Below are 17,658 nucleotides of genomic sequence, written 5' to 3'. Positions count from 1 at the left end.
GTGAGTTCCCCCGTTTCCGCAGGCCACCACCCGCCTGGCGTCGACCTCCACGGCTATGCGGCCGTGCTCTTCGACCTCGACGGCGTGCTGACGCCGACCGCCGAGGTGCACATGCGCGCGTGGGAGCGGATGTTCTCGGAGTTCCTGGCCGGTCGCGGCGTGGCGGAGCCGTACACCGACAACGACTATTTCGACTATGTCGACGGGAAGCCGCGCTACGAGGGCGTGCGGTCGTTCCTGAAGTCCCGCGGCATCGACCTGCCGGAGGGGACACCGGACGATTCGCCGGAGGCCGAGACGGTCTGCGGGCTCGGTAACCGGAAGAACGACCTGTTCGCGGCCGTCCTGGCCACCGATGGCGTGCAGCCCTACGCCGGGTCGCTCGAGTTGCTGGACGAGCTGCGCGACGGCGCCCCCGCGCTGGCCGTGGTCTCCTCCTCCAAGAACGCGGCCGCCGTGCTCGACGCGGCCGGGCTGGCCGACCGGTTCTCGCTGGTCGTCGACGGCACGGTCGCGGCGGCCGAGGGGCTGCCGGGGAAACCGGCGCCCGACACGTTCGAATTCGCGGCGCGTCGACTCGGCGCACCGGTCAATCGCAGTATCGTGATCGAGGACGCCATCTCGGGCGTCCAGGCCGGATGCGCCGGGGGATTCGGACTCGTGATCGGGGTAGACCGCGGGGTCGGTCCGGAGCGTCTGCACGCGGCCGGAGCCGATCTGGTGGTCGCGGATCTTGCGGAGCTAGTCAAGGAATGATCAAGCACTTCAGTGAGTCCGATCCGTTGGACCGGACTCGATTCGGCGTGGACGAGTGGGCGCTCACCGAGAACGCCTACAGCGTCCACGATCTCGGCCTGACCGAGACGCTGTTCGCAGTCGGCAACGGCTACCTCGGGTTGCGCGGCAACGTTGAGGAGGGCCGCGACGCCCACGCCCACGGCACCTTCATCAACGGGTTCCACGAGACCTGGCCGATCCGGCATGCCGAGGAGGCGTTCGGCTTCGCCCGGGTCGGGCAGACCATCGTCAACGCGCCCGACAACAAGGTGATGAAGCTCTACGTCGACGACGAGCCGCTGCTGCTCTCGGTCGCCGATCTCGAGCACTATCAGCGCACCCTGGACTTCCGCGACGGCGTGCTGCGCCGCAGCGTCATCTGGCGCACCCCGGCGGGGAAACGGGTCCGGGTCGAGTCGACCCGGATGGTGTCCTTCACCCAGCGGCATCTGGCGATCATGACGATCGAGATCACGCTGCTGGACCAGGCCGCGCCGGTGGTGATCTCGTCCCAGACACTCAACCGCCAGGACGGCAAGGACGAGTATCACGTCCGCGCCGCGGCGATGGGCGAGGGCGTCGATCCGCGCCGGGCCTCGGAGTTCGACGAGCGGGTGCTGCTGCCGCAGTCGCACTGGTGTGGCGACCGGCGGATCATCCTCGGTTACCGCTGTGCCAACTCCGGCATGACCCTGGCCACCGGCACCGATCACGTGATCGACACCGAGTGCGAGACCGAGGAGCTGATCCACGCCGACGAGGACACCGGCAAGATGGTGTTCCGGATCGACGCCGAGCCGGGCGTGCCGATCAAGGTGACCAAGATCGTCGCGTACCACACCTCCCGGGGGGTGCCGGTCCGCGAGTTGGTCGACCGCTGCCGGCGGACGCTGGACCGGGTCAAGGAGCACGGCGTCGAGACCCAGCTGGACGATCAGCGAGCCTGGCTGGACGACTTCTGGAAGCGGTCCGATGTCGAGCTGCCCGGATTTCCGGCGCTGCAGCAGGCGATCCGCTGGAACCTGTTCCAGATCGCCCAGGCGACCGCCCGCTCCGAGCAGTCGGGGGTGCCGGCGAAGGGGATGACCGGCTCCGGCTACGGCGGTCACTACTTCTGGGACACCGAGATCTACGTGATGCCGTTCCTCACCTACACCAACCCGTGGGCGGCGCGGAGCAACCTGCGGTTCCGGTTCAACATGCTGGACGCGGCCCGGCGGCGATCGAAGGAACTGGCCCAGCGCGGCGCGCTCTACCCGTGGCGGACGATCAACGGGGAGGAGGCCTCGGCCTACTACGCGGCCGGGACGGCGCAGTATCACATCGACGCCGACATCTCGTACGCCCTGTGCAAGTACGTGGCGGCCTCCGGCGACGAGGACTTCCTGCGCCGGGAGGGCGTCGACATCCTGGTCGAGACGGCCCGGATGTTCTACGACCTGGGCTTCTGGCGGGAGAACGGGTTCAAGACGTTCCACATCCACGGCGTCACCGGCCCGGACGAATACACCACGGTGGTCAACGACAACCTGTTCACCAACGTGATGGCCCGGTTCAACCTGCGCAAGGCCGCCGAAGTGGTCCGTCAGTTGGCGGCCACCGACGAGCAGGCGTACCGCCGGCTGATGCTGCGCTGCGATCTTGATCCGACCGAGGCGGACGACTGGGAGGAAGCCGCCACCGCGATGGCGATTCCGTACGACCCGGTGATCGGGATCCACCCGCAGGACGCGCATTTCCTGGACCGCGAGGTGTGGGATCTGGAACACACGCCGAAGGACAAGCGGCCGCTGCTGCTGCACTACCACCCGCTGGTGATCTATCGCTTCCAGGTGCTGAAGCAGGCCGACGTGGTGCTCGCCCTGTTCCTGCAGGGTGATCATTTCACGCTGGAGCAGAAGCGGGCCGACTTCGACTACTACGACCCGATCACCACCGGCGACTCGACCCTGTCCGGGGTGGTGCAGTCGATCATCGCGGCCGAGGTCGGCTATCACGAGCTGGCGTTGCGCTACTTCCACAATGCCTTGTACGTAGACCTTGCCGACCTGCACGGCAACACCACCGACGGAGTGCACGTCGCCTCCACCGGCGGCGTCTGGGCGGCGTTGATCTACGGGTTCGGCGGCATGCGGGACTACAACGGGACGATCACCTTCGACCCGCGACTGCCCGACGACTGGACCTCGCTGACCTTCCGGGTGACCGTCCGCGGCACCCGGCTCCGGGTCGAGCTCGACCATGATCGAATGACGTTCTCCGTCGAAGAGGGGGAGCACGCCGACGTCGTGGTCCGGGGCAAGACGATCTTGGTCGACCGGACCGGCCCGGTGTCGGTCCCGCTCGATGGCCAGGGCCCTCGGCTGACCGAGAACCCCCGCCTGCGTACCGGTGAGAAGCGCCCCGACGGCACCCTGATCACCGCCACCGTCCCGGCCGCCACCACCCCGCCCCGCCCCGAACCCGCCAACTCCCTCCCGCACTGACCCCCAGGGTCAGGCGGCCTCGCCGCGACCGCTACCAGCCCGCGCGACGATTGCAGCGTTCGCGCGCGCCGATAGCAGTCGCGTCGGCGTGCTCCCGACCGACGCCCGGCCGCGATTCCCACCGACCGCGAATCCAGCCCGTGCTTGATGCGTTTTTGTCTTTCCCCCGGCTGTCAGGCCGGAACCCGGCGTAGCGGCACAATCTGGCCTGCCCTTCGACAGGCTCAGGGAACGGAACAAGCCCGGGTCAGCACCGCGATGCGGATCCACCGCCCCGCGACCGCTACCGGCCCGCGCGACCCTTGCAGCGGTCGCGCGCGCCGACTGCGGTCGCGTGGCCCGTCTCCAGAATTACCGAGCGCTCAGCCGGCGCCGGCTCCGAACTACCGGCGGGGCTAGTTCTGGGGGCCGTCGGTGTCGAGGGCTTCGGGGTCCTTCAGGTAGGTCTTTCGGGCGTAGATGGCGCGGTTGATGAACCAGGTGATCGCCCAGAGGACGATGCCGATGGCGATCAGGACGCCGGCGATTCCGTACTGGGCCGGGTTGCGGCCGGTCCACGGGCCGACCAGGAAGGCGCAGAACAGGGCGCCGAGGATCGGGAGCACGGTCGGGGCCCGGAAGTGCTTGTGCGAAACGCTGCCGCGCGGGCGTCGCAGCACCAGACAGGCGATGTTGACGACCGTGAAGACCGCGAGCAGCAGCAGGGCGGTGGTGCCGCCGAGGTCGCTGATGCCGCCGACGAAGGTGATCAGGCCGATCGAGATGGCGGTGGTGACCAGGATCGACACCCACGGCGTACGGCGACCGGGCAACACCCGGCCGAAGATCGGCGGCAGCACCCGCTGGTTGGCCATGCCGTAGAGCAGCCGGCTGGCCATCATCATGTTGATCAAGGCGGAGTTGGCGACGGCGAACATGCTGATCAACGGGAAGATCTTGTCGAACGGCAGGCCCGGAGCGCCCTGCTGGACCACGAGCAGCAGTGGCGTGTCGCCCTGGGTCAGTTCGCCGATCGGCACGATCGCGACCGCGCTGATCGAGACCAGCACGTAGATCACGCCGGTGATCGACAGGCCGGTGAGCAGGATCTTGGGGAAGATCTCGGACGGGTTCTTCGTCTCCTCGGCCATGTTGACCGAGTCCTCGAAGCCCACCATGGCGAAGAAGGCGAGCGTGGTGCCGGCCGTGACGGCGAGGAAGATCCCCTTGTCCTTCGGGTCCTCGAACATCACCACCCGGGAGAAGTCGGCCTTGCCCTGGCCGAGCGCGAACAGGCCGATCAAGATCACGAGCACCAGGCCGGACAGCTCGATGCAGGTGAGCACGATGTTGGTGTAAACACCCTCGGCGACCCCGCGCAGATTGATCAACAGGATCAGCGCCATGAAGCAGATCGCCAGGAAGGTGATCATGCCGCTGCTGGCGTCGATCGGCTCCAGCGCGGCCGTCTCGCGGAAGACGTTGACCATCGCCTCCAGGTTGGCGGCGAAGGCGCGGGCGGCTGTCGAGGCCGAGGTGATGCCGGAACACATCACGGTGAACGCCACCAGGAAGGTGGCGAAGTGCAGGCCGAACGCCTTGTGCGTGTAGAGCGCCGCGCCGGCCGCCTGCGGATACTTGGTGACCAACTCCAGATAGGAGAAGGCGGTGATCGTGGCGACGAGGAAGGCCACCAGGAACGGCGCCCAGACCAGGCCGCCGACCTCCTTGGCCACGTTGCCGGTGACCGCGTAGATCCCGGTGCCGAGGATGTCGCCGACGATGAACAGCAGCAACAGCTTCGGCCCGATCACCCGCTTCAGTTCGGGCTGACCCTCGGGGGTCTGGGCCGGGGATGTCGTCGGGTCCGCCATCTCGATCGCTCCTCCACCTTGAGTCTCCACCCTGCGCAGCCCCGCGGGGCTGCAAGTCTCCCTACTCTGGCCGATGGCGTGGTCGGGGCACAAGAGACCGCGCCGGACCGCGGCCCCGTACCGTGGGGGTCCGATCGAGCGCAGGAGGGCCTGTGGAGGCATTCGTGGCCGGCGGCGGGATCGCCGGCCTGGCCGCGGCCGTCGCCCTGCTCCGGGCCGGCTGGCGGGTGACCGTGGCCGAGCGGCAGCCGGTGCTGGCCGAGATCGGGGCCGGACTCGCGATCAGCCGGAACGGGCTGGCCGCGCTGACCTGGCTGGGGCTTGCCGACGCGGTCCGGGCGGCCGGGCACCCGGTAGCGATCACCGGGCAGCAAGATCATCGCGGCCGCTGGCTGATGCGCCAGCCGGCCGACGATCCGCGGTTCGCCGCGACCAATCGGGTCGTCGGGGTGCACCGGGCTCGGCTGCTTTCCTTGCTGGAGCAGGAAGTCCGGCGGGATCCGGATCGCGCCGCGGTGCTGCTCGGCAGCACCGTGATCGACGTCGCGCCGGGTGATCCGGACGGTGCCCGGGCCACGGTGCACTGGGCCGACGCCGCGGGCGAACGGCAGCAGGCGGAGGCCGATCTGGTGGTGATCGCCGACGGCGTCGGCAGCAAGGTCAGGGACCGGCTGCTGCCGGGCGTGGAGATCGCCTACAGCGGCAAGACCTGCTGGCGCGCGGTGATCAACGACGCCGGTGCGACCGGGTCGGGGCTGGTCGGCGACGAGTTCGTCCAGCTGTGGGGCCCGCACACGGAGTTCGGCGCGGTCCGGATCGGAGCCGGCGAGGTCTATTGGTACGGCTACTTCGTCGCCCCGGCCCAGACCCGGTTCGACGACGAACTCGCTGCGGCGCAGACGCACTTCGCCGGCTGGTCCCCGGGCGTCCGGGAGATCATTGCCGCGACCGAGGCCGGGCGGCTGCTCCGGCACGACGTGATCCACCTGCCCGGCGGCGCCCCCAGCTACCGGGTCGGCCGAGCCGTACTGGCCGGCGACGCGGCGCACGCGCTGGTGCCGACGATGGGCCAGGGCGCCAACCTGTCCCTGGAGGACGGTGCCGGCGTCGGCGCGCTGATCGGCGTCCCGGTCGCCGCCGGCGGTTCGCTGGCGGCGGCGATCGCCGCCTACGACGAGGTCCGCCGGCCGCGCGGCCGGCTGATCGCCCGGCGGTCGCTGCAGACCGGCCGGCTCGGCGCCGACCTGGGCCGCGGCCTGCCGCAGTTCCTCCGCAACGCCGTACTCAGGCTGATCCCGACCCGGCTGGTGGTCGAGGCCGGCGCCCGCGTCCTGGACTGGTCACCCGACCAGACCTGACCCTGCTGGGTGCGTTTCTCGACCGGGGTCGACTTCGGCCCCCTGCGCGGGCCGGGATCAGGCGTGACCAGCATCACGCAAGCTCGGAGTTTGCATCTGCTTGCAATTGCAAGCACTATGGATGCCATGGACAGCAAGCGCCCCCCGTTCGCCGATCGGATCGATTCGCTCGGTGAGTTCATCGCCGGACAACGGCGGACGGCCGAGATGTCACTGCGGCAGCTCGCGGCCAAGGCCGGGGTGTCGAACCCGTACCTGAGTCAGATCGAACGCGGGCTCCGCAAGCCGTCGGCCGAGGTGCTGCAGCAACTCGCCAAGGCGTTGCGGGTCTCCGCCGAGAGCTTGTACGTCCGCGCCGGGATCCTCGACGAGAACGAGCTGAAGAGCTTCGACGTCGAGACCGCGGTGCGCACCGATTCGGCGCTCAACGAGCGGCAGAAGCGGGTGCTGCTCGACGTCTACGCGTCCTTCGTGAAGGAAAACGCGCAGGCCCAGGAAGAACCAGCGGACCACGAACCCAAGGAGAAATGATCATGGCCCAAACCACCAAGCGCAAGCGCATCACCGAGCAGACCCGGAAGTCCGCGGTCTCCTCCGACCTGGCCCCGCTGTACGCGGTCGCCGGACTGACCGAGGTCGTCGCCGACCGGCTGCGGACCGTCGCGAACGAGTCCCGGCAGCTGGTCACCGACCGGATCACCGCGCTGCGCAGCTACTCCGGCGAGCGGGTCTCGGAGGCCACCGGCGAGCTCGGCGGCAAGTCGCTGCCGGAGCTAATCCGGACCATGCCGGAATTCACCAAGCAGCAGCTGGTCAAGGTCGGTGAGTACGCCGATGCCGGTCGGGCCAAGGCCGGCGCCGCCTACGCCGAACTGGCCGGTCGCGGCAAGGTCGGTGTCGAAGGCGCCCTCGGTGACGCCGCGGGTCAGCTCGACCCGGTCCTGGAGCGCCTGCAGGACGGTGTCACCAAGCTGCGCGAGTCGGTGGCCGGCAAGTCCACCCCCACCCCCGCCGCTCCCCGTACCGCCAAGAAGTCCACCACCAAGAAGCCGTCCGCCTGAAACCCCAACAACCCCGAGTTGTCAGAAGCAGACCACGCTATAGCGTGGTGAGAGTCTGACAACTCGGGGTTTTGGGGTGGGTCAGCTGCGGTAGACGATCACCGGGTCGCCGACCTCTACTCGGTTGTAGACCCAGATCAGGCCCTTCTTGTCCCGGATGTTGATGCAGCCGTGGCTGCAGCCGTTGTAGCCGCGGGCCTTGAAGTCCGAGGAGTAGTGCACGGCCTGGCCGCCGCTGAAGAACATGGAGTACGGCATCGCCGAACCGTAGAGGTTCGAGATCACGTGCTTCTTCTTGCGCAGAACGGAGAACCGGCCTTCCCGGGTCTTGCTCGAGGAGCAGCCGAAGCGGGCGTCCAGGGTCTTCATGATCTTGCCGCTCTTCAGGTAGTAGAGCTTGTGCCGCGTCTTGTCGGCGCAGATCACGTCACCCTTGGCCTTGCAGCGGCGATCGAGCTTCTTGCTGACCTTCTTGGCCTTCTTGATCGCGATCTTGCCGGTCTTCTGGACCAGCTTCTTCCAGGTCTTCTTGTCCACCTTGCCGGTCTGCTTGTAATGGACCTTCTTCTGGAACTTCTTGACCGCCGCCTTGGTCTTCGTGGCGTAGTAGCCGGTGACGTACTTCTTGGCCAGGACCTTCGCCTTGACCAGGCGCAACTGCAGCGCGGTGACGTCCTTCGACCGCTCGCCGTACTTGGGCGAGGCGTACTTGGTGGCGACGTACGAGGTCGCCGCCGCGGCCGGTGTCACCAGTGAGGGTGCCACCAACGCCGGCGCTGCGGAGACCCCGATCCCGAGCGCCGTAGCCGCGACGATCCCCACGATCACGCGACTCAACTTCTTCAACATGTCTTCCCCCTGTCCCGCGGAGCAATGTGCCCGTACGTCAACTACGGTGGGGAAGGACCGTTGGTTGCATCAACTTTGAAGGCACTTGCGTGCTAGGTAATCCTGAACCATTCTCAGCCGGCTGGCGAACCGTTCTCAGGCGAACAGCGGTCACGGTTGAGTAACAGGGCGTGCGCGGGTGCGGCTCCTGGCCCGCTCACCGGCGGACAAGATCACCTTCCGGATCCGGACCGCGGCCGGGGTGACCTCGATGCACTCGTCCTCGCGGCAGAACTCGAGCGCCTGCTCCAGGCCCATCAGCTTCGCCGGCACCAGTCGCTCCAGCTCGTCACCGGTGGCGGAGCGGACGTTGGTCAGCTTCTTCTCCCGGGTCGGGTTGACGTCCATGTCCTCGCTGCGGGCGTTCTCGCCGACGATCATGCCCTCGTAGACCTCGACGGTGGGCCCGACGAACATGGTGCCCCGCTCCTGCAGGCTGAACAGGGCGTACGCGGTGACCGCGCCGGACCGGTCCGCCACCAGTGATCCGGACGGCCGGGTCCGCAACTCGCCGGCCCAGGGCTCGTAGCCCTCGAAGACGTGGTGCATCAGGCCGGTGCCGCGGGTCTCGGTCAGGAACTCGGTCCGGAAGCCGATCAGGCCACGGGCCGGGACGAGGTATTCCATCCGCACCCAGCCGGTGCCGTGGTTGATCATCTGCTCCAGCCGGCCGCGCCGCAGCCCGAGCAGCTGGGTGACGACGCCGACGAAGTCGTCCGGCACGTCGATGGTCAGCCGTTCGACCGGCTCGTGCAGCTTGCCGTCGATCTGGCGGGTGACGACCTGCGGCTTGCCGACGGTCAGCTCGAAATTCTCCCGGCGCATCATCTCGACCAAGATCGCCAACTGCAGCTCGCCCCGGCCCTGGACCTCCCAGGTGTCCGGCCGCTCGGTCGGGAAGACCCGGATCGACACGTTGCCGACCAGCTCGGTGTCCAGCCGGGCCTTGACCAGCCGGGCGGTGAGATTCTTGCCGGAGCGGCCGGCCAGCGGCGAGGTGTTGATGCCGATGGTCATCGAGATGCTCGGCTCGTCGACGGTGATCAACGGCAGCGGCCGCGGGTCCTCCGGATCGGCCAGCGTCTCGCCGATGGTGATCTCCTCGATCCCACCGATGGCGACGATGTCGCCCGGGCCGGCGCTGTCGGCCGGCACCCGCTCGAGGGCCTTGGTGATCAACAACTCGGACAGCCGGACGTTGCGGATGGTGCCGTCGGAGCGGCACCAGGCGACGCTCTGGCCGCGCTTCAGCTCGCCGGCGACGATCCGGCACAGCGCCAGCCGGCCCAGGTACGGCGAGGCGTCCAGGTTGGTCACGTGGGCCTGCAGCGGGGCGCCCTCGACGTAGCTCGGGGCGGGGATCCGGTCGATGATCGTCGCGAACAGCGGGGCGAGGTTTTCGCTGTCCGGCATCCCGCCGTTCTCCGGTGCGGTCAGCGAGGCCCGGCCGGCGCGGGCGCTGGCGTAGATCACCGGGAAGTCGAGCACGTTGGTGTCGCTGTCGTCGAGCAGATCCAGGAAGAGTTCGTACGTCTCCTCGACGACCTCGGCGATCCGGGCGTCGGGCCGGTCCACCTTGTTGATCACCAGGATGATCGGCAACTTCTTGGCCAACGCCTTGCGCAGCACGAACCTGGTCTGCGGCAGCGGACCCTCGGACGCGTCGACCAGCAGCAGCACCCCGTCGACCATCTCCAGGCCGCGCTCCACCTCGCCGCCGAAGTCGGCGTGACCGGGAGTGTCGATGATGTTGATCACGACATCCTCACCGGCCGGCGTCCGGTGCTCGACCGCCGTGTTCTTGGCCAGGATGGTGATGCCCTTCTCCCGCTCCAGGGCCATCGAATCCATCACGCGGCTCTCCACGTCCTGGTTCGCGCGGAAGACGCCCGACTGCCAGAGCATGGCGTCGACCAGGGTGGTCTTGCCATGATCGACGTGGGCGACGATCGCGACGTTGCGGCGATCGTGACGGAGCGGCATGCGTGACTACTTCCGTAAAAGGATGGAGGAAAGGCGCGGTGAGTCTAACCGTTCCTCTCGAACGGAACGAAACCAGCGAGAGCCCTCAGTTGAGTTCATGAAGCTCGTGGACCGACCCAGGTTGGTCGGGTAGGGCGCGTCGGGCGGACAGACCGGACAGGGCGGGCAGACCGGACAGGGGCGGGCAGACCGGACAGGGGCGGGCAGACGAGCCAAGTCGGGCCAAACGGGCCAGGCCGGGTGCCTCCCGCGATCTTCCTGGTAGTGGCCCCGCCCCGAATCCTCCTACTGAACGCGTCTTCGCCCCAGGTACTCGCGCTTTGCCCCATCAACAGGTGGGGCAAAGGCGAAGAAGGTGGGGCGAAGGTGTCACGGATCAAGGACGACGGCCAACGGAGTCTCCCTCCAACCGGCGACCCTCCGCCGGGCGGCTTCGCACAGCCACCGGCTCCTACGGCCGCGAGCAGTTCCACCTCGGTCGACTTCCGCATGCCCGCTGCTTCGCGACCGTGCGCCTCTCTATCGGTGTCGCCTTCCGCCCACGCCACGGCCGCGCGTGACCGGCGCGTTTCTCAGCGTCCGCGACCGCGCGGTTTCTCGACCCCGGTCGACTTCTGTACGCCTACTGCCTCGGCGACCGTGCGTTTCCCGACTCCGGTCGATTTCCGTACGCCCACCGCCTCCGCGACCGCACATTTCTCTACCTGTGGCGAGTTCCGCGCTCCGAACCGCCCTGCGACCGCGAACATCTCTACCTGTGTCGACTTCCGCGCAACCACGGCTACGCGCGACCGGCGCGTTTCTCGACTCCGGTCGACGTCCGTGCGCCGACGACGGTCCCCGTCACCCGGCGATCGCTGACTGGCTCTCGGTGAGCCACTGCTTCGCGGCCTCGGCCGGGGTGATCCGCTCGAACAGGACGTCGGTGCTGACCCGGGTGGTGATCTCGGCCACCTTGGTCGAGCCGACCGGGCCGATGAAGGTGGGCGCGAAGTCGATCTTGCCGATGCCGTCGATGTAGCTGACCTCGGCCTGGCCGGCCGGCTCCAGTTGCGGCGCGATCGCGGCCCGGATCTTCGGATTGGCCGGGACGCCGCGGTCGGTCAGCAGCACCGTGCCGGCCTGCTCGTCGCCGACCAGGAAGTCGATCAGCTTCGCGGCGGCGTCGGCCTGCTTGGTCTTGGCCGAGATCGCGTAGTACTGCGAGGACTGCAGCCAGATGCCGGGGGTCGGCGTCTCGCCGGGCAGCCGGAGCAGCTTCAGCTCGCTGCCGGTGGCGGTGCTGAGCGTCGCGATCGAGTTGCTCCAGGCCAGCATCATCCCGGCCTGGCCGCGGCCCATCAGGGTCTGCTCGGTGCTCGCGCCCTCCTCCTCGACCGTGATCGAGGCCGGCGGGGCGGCCTGTTGCTTCATCAACCGGAGCGAGAAGTCGAAGAAGGAGTTCACCGTCTGTTCGGTCAGGCCGAGCTTGCCGTCGGCCGTGTAGAGGGACTCGCCCCGCTGCCGGGCGTAGGCGTCCAGCGAGTCGTGGGTGAGCGGGGTCGCGGTGCCGTAGCTGCCCTTGGGGCTGTTCTCGGTGATCTTGGTCGCGAGGGCGGCGTAGTCGTCCCAGGTCCAGGTCGTGTCGTCCGGCAGGTCGACCCCGGCGGCCTTGAAGACGGCCGGGTTGGCGACGATCGCCAGCGCGTTGGCACCGGTCGAGACCCCGTACTGGATGCCCTGCACCTGCCCGTTCTGCCGCGCCGACTCGTCCAGCGCCGCCAGGTCGAGGCTGCCCGAGACGGTGCCGAGGTCGAGCAGGGCCCCGCGGCCGGCGTATTCGGCCGGATAGGCGCCGCCGAGGGTGAACACGTCCGGGGCGTCGCCGGCGGCGACGCCGGTGGCCAGCTTGTCGAAGTACGCGCTGAACTCGGTCGACTCGCCGATGACCTTGATCCCCGGGTTGGCCGCCTCGAAGGCGCGCAGCGCCTGCTCCGTCGCCGCCGCCCGCTTCTCGTTGCCCCACCAGGCGAAGCGCAACGTGGTCGTGCCGTCCTCCGCCGGCCCGGCGCTGTTCCGGCCACAGCCGGTCCCGGCCAGCGCGACGACGAGGACGACGGCCAGCGCGAGCAGCCGGCGCGGCGAGGACAGGGCAGGCGACATGACACAACTCCGGGTCGAGGAGAACGAGGTGAGGTACGACAGAAAGCGGTTTCTCGCGTCAACGTAACAACCCCACCCACCCCCGTCAACACCCCGAACTTCGCCGACCCGTCAGTTGTGCACCGGTTTTGGCGGCGTGTCGGACCAGAACTGACGGGTCACCGCGGTCGAGCCGGGGGTTCGTCGGGGTCGACACCTGGCCAGAGAACGTTCTCTCACGCGGCTCCCGGGGTGCCCGCACCGTACGCTGGACGCGTCCAGATCGGTGCATCGTGGAGGTGACCATGATCGACCCGTTCACGGAGTCGTTCCGGCAGGAATTCGATCGCCAGTCGGCGGCCCTCGGCCGCTTCAATCTGGCGATCTTCGGCAAGACCGGCGTCGGCAAGTCGACCTTGATCAACGCGATCTTCGGCGAGGAGGTGGCGCGGACCGGGATCGGTGAGCCGGTGACCAAAGGCAGCCATCTCTATCTCGACAAGGTGGGCCATCTCGGCATCGTCGACACCCAGGGGCTGGAGGTCGGTCGCGACGACAAGGCGATCATCTCCGACCTGAACAAGGCGATGAAGGACATGCGCAAGCTGCCGCTGAGCGAGCAATTGCACGTCGCCTGGTACTGCGTCCGCGGCATGGACCGGCGGTTCGAAGACACCGAGGCCGAGTTCATCGAACGGCTGGATGATCTTGGGCTGCCGGTGGTGCTGGTGCTGACCCAGGTGCCGATGCGCGACGGTCGCTATCACCCGGACACGGTCCAGCTGGCCGAGATGATCATGGCCAAGGGGCTGCCGGTCGCCGGCGGTCGGCCGTTCCTGACCAACGCCCGCTACGACGAGTTCACCGGGCAGCAGCCGCATGGGCTGAAGGAAGTCCTCGATGCCACCTTTCGCGTTGCGCCAGAAGGAGTCGAAGGAGCCCTCACCGCGGCGCAGACCATTGATCAGGCTCGGAAGGCGCAGCAGGCGCACAAGTTCATAGCGGTCGCCGCGACCAGTGCCGCCGCCGCGGCGGCGACGCCGATCCCGTTCGCCGACGCGACGCTGCTGGTGCCGATCCAGCTCGGCATGATGGCCAAGATCGCTCAGCTCTACCAGATCAAGTTCGAGCGGGCGGCCCTGATGGCCGTCGCGTCGACCACGGCGGCCACCCAGGGCGGCCGGGCCGCGGTCACCGGGCTGCTCAAGCTGATCCCCGGCGCCGGGACGATCGCCGGCGGTGCGATCGGCGCCGCCGTCGCCTCGACCTTCACCTACGCCATGGGCCAGGCCTGGCTCGCCGTCTGCCAGCGGGTCGCCCAGGGCAAGTTGCAGACCGCCGGCCGGATGCTCGACTCCGCCGAGGTGAAGAAGCTGTTCACCGAGGAGTTCAAGCGGCGGCTGTCGCTGGGGTCGAAGCAGTCTGCTTGACGGTCGTCCCCGATGCCCGGCCGGACCTGATCACGATCGGCGCAGGCTCTGATAGATCCGGCTGAAGCCGTCCTTGCCGTGCCCAGCCTCGACCTGCCGCCGGATCAGCGTCTGCACCGCGTTGATCAAGATCGGGTCGACGTCGGCCGCCTCGCTGGCCGCGACGAAGTCACTCAGGTCGGAGAACTCCAGGCTCTGCTGACCCGGCGCGGCGTAGTCGCCGCCGTCGACCACCTCGGCGAAGTGGTGCACGCTGGGCGCCACAGCCCCGAGGAAGGGCGCGGCCATGGCGGCCAGGTCGCTCGCCGAGACCCCGGCCGAGGCGGCCATGGCGGCGCCGTGCAGGAAGCCGGCGAACATCGTGTACATCGGGGTCAGGATGGCCAGGTCGCAGAGCGGCGCCAGCCCCGCGTCCGCGCCGAGGAAGCGGCTGTCGCCCCAGAGTCGCAGGGCGGGTTCGGTCCGGTCGAATACCTCGGCCGAGCCGCTGTACAAGATCAACGAGCCGGGCTTGGAGATCATCTCGGGGACGGCCATGATCCCGCCGTCCAGATAGTCGATGCCGCGGGTCCGGGCCCACTCGGCGAGTTCGCGGGACTGCTCCGGCGTGGTGGTCGTGACGTTGATCACGGTCCGTCCGGCGAGGTCGGCGGTCACCGGGTCGAGGACGTCGTGCACCGACGCGTGGTCGTACAGGCAGGTGATCACGACCGGGCTGGCGCCGACGGCCTCGCCGATCGTCGTGGCCGCGTGGGCGCCGGCCTTGATCAACTCGTCGGCCCGGCCGGGTGATCGATTCCAGACGGTGGTCGGATGGCCGGCGGGGAGCAGGGCCGCAGCGAGGGCGCGACCCATCTCGCCCAGGCCGAGCACGGTGAGGGCGAGAGGTTCGTGGTTGGTCATGCCACCGATGCTGCGTCAGCCCTGTCGTCTTCACAAGTACCGACTATTATGTTCAATACCCACCTAGGAGTAAGTATTGGATTCCGGCGGGGACTCGAGCGACAGGGAGGATCCGATGACCCGGAGTGAACGCCGCGGTCCGTACATCTGCGGGATCGACGCCGCGATGGACGTGGTCACCGGCAAATGGAAGTCGTTGATCCTGTGGGAGCTGGAGGCGCACGAGGTCCGCCGGTTCGGCGAGCTGCGGCGCGGGCTGCCCGGGGTGAGCGAGAAGATGCTGATCCAGCACCTGCGGGAGATGGAGCACGACGGCCTGGTGCACCGGGAGGTGTATCGCGAGGTGCCGCCGCGGGTCGAGTATTCGTTGACCGATCAGGGCCGCTCGCTGAACGAGGCGCTGGCGCCGCTCGGAGCCTGGGGGTCGCAGCGGATCGGGCGGATCGGGGCCGGCCTGGTCCCGCATCCGGACCGGGTCGACACGTCCTCCTAGCCGGCTGTTGATCGCTGTGAGACCGCCGCAGAGCCCGCATACGCTGGAAGGCCAGGGAGGTCGGATGGACAGGGGAGACGCACCCCCGCTGATCATGGTCGGTGGGGTGCCCGGGGCGGGCAAGAGCACGGCCATCGCTCGGGCGCTGCCGTACCTCAGCGGGGTCGAGGCCCTGGACTCCGAGGACGAACGCCGCCGCCTGTCCGCGATCGCGCCGGGGGTGCCGTACGACTATCTGCGGCCGATGGTGCACGCGTTGCACCAGAGCCGCGCGATCGCCGAGCTGCTGCGCGGCCCGGCCGGCCGGAACGGTCTCGTGGTGCACGATCCGGCCACTCGCCCGGCCCGGCTCAAGATCATCGGGCAGTTGGCCCAGCTCCGCGGCTGGCGGCCGGTGTTGATCTTCATCGACGTCGACCGGGACCTGGCGCTGGCCGGGCAGCGGGCCCGCGGCCGGCTGGTCGATCCGGATCGCTTCGACGGCCATTGGCGTCGCTGGTCGTCGCTGCGTACGTACGCGACCGGGACCGACGAGTGGCGCGACGCGTTGGCGGTCTGGCCCGAGTGGCACTGGGTCGACCGCGATCACGCCGCCGGACTGATCCGGTCGGTGCTGCGGCCGGCGGCGGAGGCCTGGGCCGCCTGAGCCTCGTGCCGGGCCGCCGTGGCGGTACGGCAGGATGGCCTGATGTTTTCCGACGACCTGAACCGACGGCTCGGCCAGGCCCTGCGGCAGGCGCAGTCCCGCGGCCGGGTGCCGTCCGTCGTCGCGGGCGTCGTCCGCGGCGGAGAGCTCGCCTGGGCCGAGGCGGTGGGGTCCGGCGACGGGCGCGGCGGGCCGGTGGCCGGGACCGACTGGCAGTATCGGATCGGTTCACTGACCAAGACCTTCGTCGCCGTCGGCGTGCTCCGGCTGGCCGACGAGGGGTTGCTCGACCTCCATGATCAACTCGAGCAGCGGTTGCCCGGCACGCCGATCGGCCAGGTCCGGATCATCGACCTGCTGGGACAGTGCTCCGGCATCCGGGCCGAGACCGAGTCGCCGTGGTGGGAACGTTCGCCGGGGAAGGACTGGCCCGATCTCGAAGCGCAGCTGGCTTTGCGGGGCGAGGCACGGGGACTGTTCCACTATTCCAACGTGGGCTTCGGGGTGTTGGGCCGGCTGATCACCGAGCTCCGCGGCCGGCCCTGGCCCGAGGCGCTGGCCGCGGAGATCCTCGCGCCGCTGGGGATGACCCGGACCACGATCCGGCCGCAGCCGCCGCACGCCACCGGGTGGGCCGTCCACCCGCATTCTGATCTGATCATGGCCGAGCCGGAGCACGACGCCGAGTCGATGGGCCCGGCCGGGCAACTCTGGTCGACCGTTGATGATCTTGGTCGCTGGGCCCACTTCCTGCACGCCGGGAACCCGGACGTGCTGTCCGAGGGTGCTCGCGCCGCGATGCGGATCCCGCGGGCGCTGGCCGATCTGCCCGAGGAGCCGTGGACCTCGGCGTACGGGCTCGGGCTGCAGATCTTCAACGTCGCCGGCCGGCGGCGGTACGGGCACGGCGGCTCGATGCCCGGCTTCCTGGCGGCGCTGCGGCTCGAGGACAACGGCGACGCCGCGATCATCCTCGGCAACACCACCGCCGGGCTCTCCTCGGCCCTGGCCGACGCGCTGCTCGACCTGGTCGCCGAGCATGCCCCACCGGATCCGCCGGTCTGGACGGCCGACGCGGCGCAGTCCGCCGGGCTGGAGCTGACCGGCACCTGGTACTGGGGCCCGGCCCCGTTCGAGCTCCGGACCGCCGCCGAGGGTTGGCTCGAGCTGCGCCCGCACGGCTACGGCCGCGGCTCCCGCTTCCGCCCCGACGGCGACGACCGGTGGATCGGGCTGGACGGCTACTACCTCGGCGAGCCCCTGGTCGCCGTCCGCCGCGACGGCCGCGTGCACCACTGGGACCTCGCCTCGTTCCGCCTCACCAGCACCCCGTACGCCCCCGACGCCGACCTCCCCGGCGGCGTCACCACCCCCTGGTCCTGACCCTTCGACAGGCTCAGGGGACGTGAAGGTGTTCGTTCCCTGAGCCTGTCGAAGGGGGCCAAGCCCGGTGCCGCCTCTGGACTGCCCTCACCAGTGTTCGAGGCCGGCTTCGCGCCCTTTTGTGCGGCTTCGCCCCACCTGCAACGGTCGCGAAGCACGAGTAAAGGGCGCGAAGTCCTGAGCGCGCCGCTGGTGGATCCGGGACGGTCCGTGCCCGAAGTGACGACTCGACGAACGCATCCAAACTCGGCACCGAACCGGCGGCCGGGTGTGATT

General features: G+C 69.1%; 14 protein-coding genes. 9 read left to right on the top strand and 5 right to left on the bottom strand.

The annotated features are described in order from the left end of the window. Together FNH24_RS30880 and FNH24_RS30875 are read left to right on the top strand one after the other, a co-directional pair. Entirely contained in the window at positions 1-756 is a 756-nt protein-coding gene (locus FNH24_RS30880) for an HAD family hydrolase (RefSeq protein ID WP_152366093.1), read from the top strand. Then, a complete protein-coding gene (locus FNH24_RS30875) occupies positions 753-3,263 on the top strand; it encodes a glycoside hydrolase family 65 protein (RefSeq protein WP_152366092.1) in 2,511 nt (836 codons plus the stop codon). The genes FNH24_RS30880 and FNH24_RS30875 overlap by 4 nt, the downstream gene beginning before the upstream one ends. Before the next feature lie 395 nt (positions 3,264-3,658). Here the strand turns inward: FNH24_RS30875 and FNH24_RS30870 are convergent, their stop codons facing one another. After that, entirely contained in the window at positions 3,659-5,116 is a 1,458-nt protein-coding gene (locus FNH24_RS30870) for an APC family permease (protein ID WP_152366091.1), read from the bottom strand. 152 nt (positions 5,117-5,268) lie between these two features. Between FNH24_RS30870 and FNH24_RS30865 the strand changes: the two genes are divergently transcribed. The 3 genes from FNH24_RS30865 to FNH24_RS30855 all read left to right on the top strand — a co-directional run bounded on the left by FNH24_RS30865 (position 5,269) and on the right by FNH24_RS30855 (position 7,535). Then, positions 5,269-6,474: an FAD-dependent monooxygenase gene (locus tag FNH24_RS30865; protein ID WP_217428645.1), complete on the top strand. Its 1,206-nt coding sequence runs from the start codon at positions 5,269-5,271 to the stop codon at positions 6,472-6,474. A 63-nt stretch (positions 6,475-6,537) separates the two neighbouring features. Continuing rightward, the gene (locus tag FNH24_RS30860; RefSeq protein WP_281351118.1) at positions 6,538-7,005 is read left to right on the top strand and encodes a helix-turn-helix domain-containing protein; all 468 of its coding nucleotides are present in this window, start codon (positions 6,538-6,540) and stop codon (positions 7,003-7,005) included. A 2-nt stretch (positions 7,006-7,007) separates the two neighbouring features. Next, positions 7,008-7,535, top strand: a complete 528-nt coding sequence (locus FNH24_RS30855) for a hypothetical protein (RefSeq protein WP_152366089.1) — start codon at positions 7,008-7,010, stop codon at positions 7,533-7,535. An 81-nt stretch (positions 7,536-7,616) separates the two neighbouring features. On the opposite strand, the gene FNH24_RS30850 is transcribed toward FNH24_RS30855, so the two are convergent. From FNH24_RS30850 to FNH24_RS30840, 3 genes are all read right to left on the bottom strand, one after another. Continuing rightward, on the bottom strand, positions 7,617-8,384 hold the full coding sequence (locus FNH24_RS30850) for a L,D-transpeptidase family protein (RefSeq protein ID WP_152366088.1): 768 nt from the start codon (positions 8,382-8,384) through the stop codon (positions 7,617-7,619). A gap of 150 nt (positions 8,385-8,534) precedes the next feature. Continuing rightward, positions 8,535-10,406: a translational GTPase TypA gene (typA, locus tag FNH24_RS30845; RefSeq protein WP_152366087.1), complete on the bottom strand. Its 1,872-nt coding sequence runs from the start codon at positions 10,404-10,406 to the stop codon at positions 8,535-8,537. Between the two features lie 843 nt (positions 10,407-11,249). Continuing rightward, positions 11,250-12,548, bottom strand: a complete 1,299-nt coding sequence (locus FNH24_RS30840) for an ABC transporter substrate-binding protein (RefSeq protein ID WP_152366086.1) — start codon at positions 12,546-12,548, stop codon at positions 11,250-11,252. Between the two features lie 284 nt (positions 12,549-12,832). Here FNH24_RS30840 and FNH24_RS30835 point away from each other — a divergent pair, with 284 nt between their 5' ends. Next, positions 12,833-13,957, top strand: coding sequence for a GTPase family protein (locus tag FNH24_RS30835; protein ID WP_170304551.1), 1,125 nt, complete (start codon positions 12,833-12,835; stop codon positions 13,955-13,957). Positions 13,958-13,987: 30 nt separating this feature from the next. Here the strand turns inward: FNH24_RS30835 and FNH24_RS30830 are convergent, their stop codons facing one another. Further along, positions 13,988-14,860 carry an NAD(P)-dependent oxidoreductase gene (locus FNH24_RS30830; protein ID WP_152366084.1) on the bottom strand — a complete coding sequence of 291 codons (873 nt, stop codon included), beginning with the start codon at positions 14,858-14,860 and terminating at the stop codon, positions 13,988-13,990. Between the two features lie 115 nt (positions 14,861-14,975). On the opposite strand from FNH24_RS30830, the gene FNH24_RS30825 reads away from it, so the two are divergent. The 3 genes from FNH24_RS30825 to FNH24_RS30815 all read left to right on the top strand — a co-directional run bounded on the left by FNH24_RS30825 (position 14,976) and on the right by FNH24_RS30815 (position 17,382). Next, positions 14,976-15,353, top strand: a complete 378-nt coding sequence (locus FNH24_RS30825) for a winged helix-turn-helix transcriptional regulator (RefSeq protein ID WP_152366083.1) — start codon at positions 14,976-14,978, stop codon at positions 15,351-15,353. Between the two features lie 64 nt (positions 15,354-15,417). Beyond that, positions 15,418-15,999: a P-loop nucleotide/nucleoside kinase family protein gene (locus FNH24_RS30820; RefSeq protein ID WP_152366082.1), complete on the top strand. Its 582-nt coding sequence runs from the start codon at positions 15,418-15,420 to the stop codon at positions 15,997-15,999. Between the two features lie 42 nt (positions 16,000-16,041). Beyond that, positions 16,042-17,382 (top strand): serine hydrolase domain-containing protein, encoded by a 1,341-nt coding sequence (locus tag FNH24_RS30815; RefSeq protein ID WP_152366081.1) that lies wholly within the window; start codon positions 16,042-16,044, stop codon positions 17,380-17,382. Positions 17,383-17,658 lie beyond the last annotated feature (276 nt).

Source organism: Microlunatus speluncae (assembly GCF_009299835.1).
Classification (GTDB): domain Bacteria; phylum Actinomycetota; class Actinomycetes; order Propionibacteriales; family Propionibacteriaceae; genus Microlunatus; species Microlunatus speluncae.
Note: the sequence above shows the minus strand (reverse complement) of the source record. Positions and strands in the feature narration are given on the sequence as shown.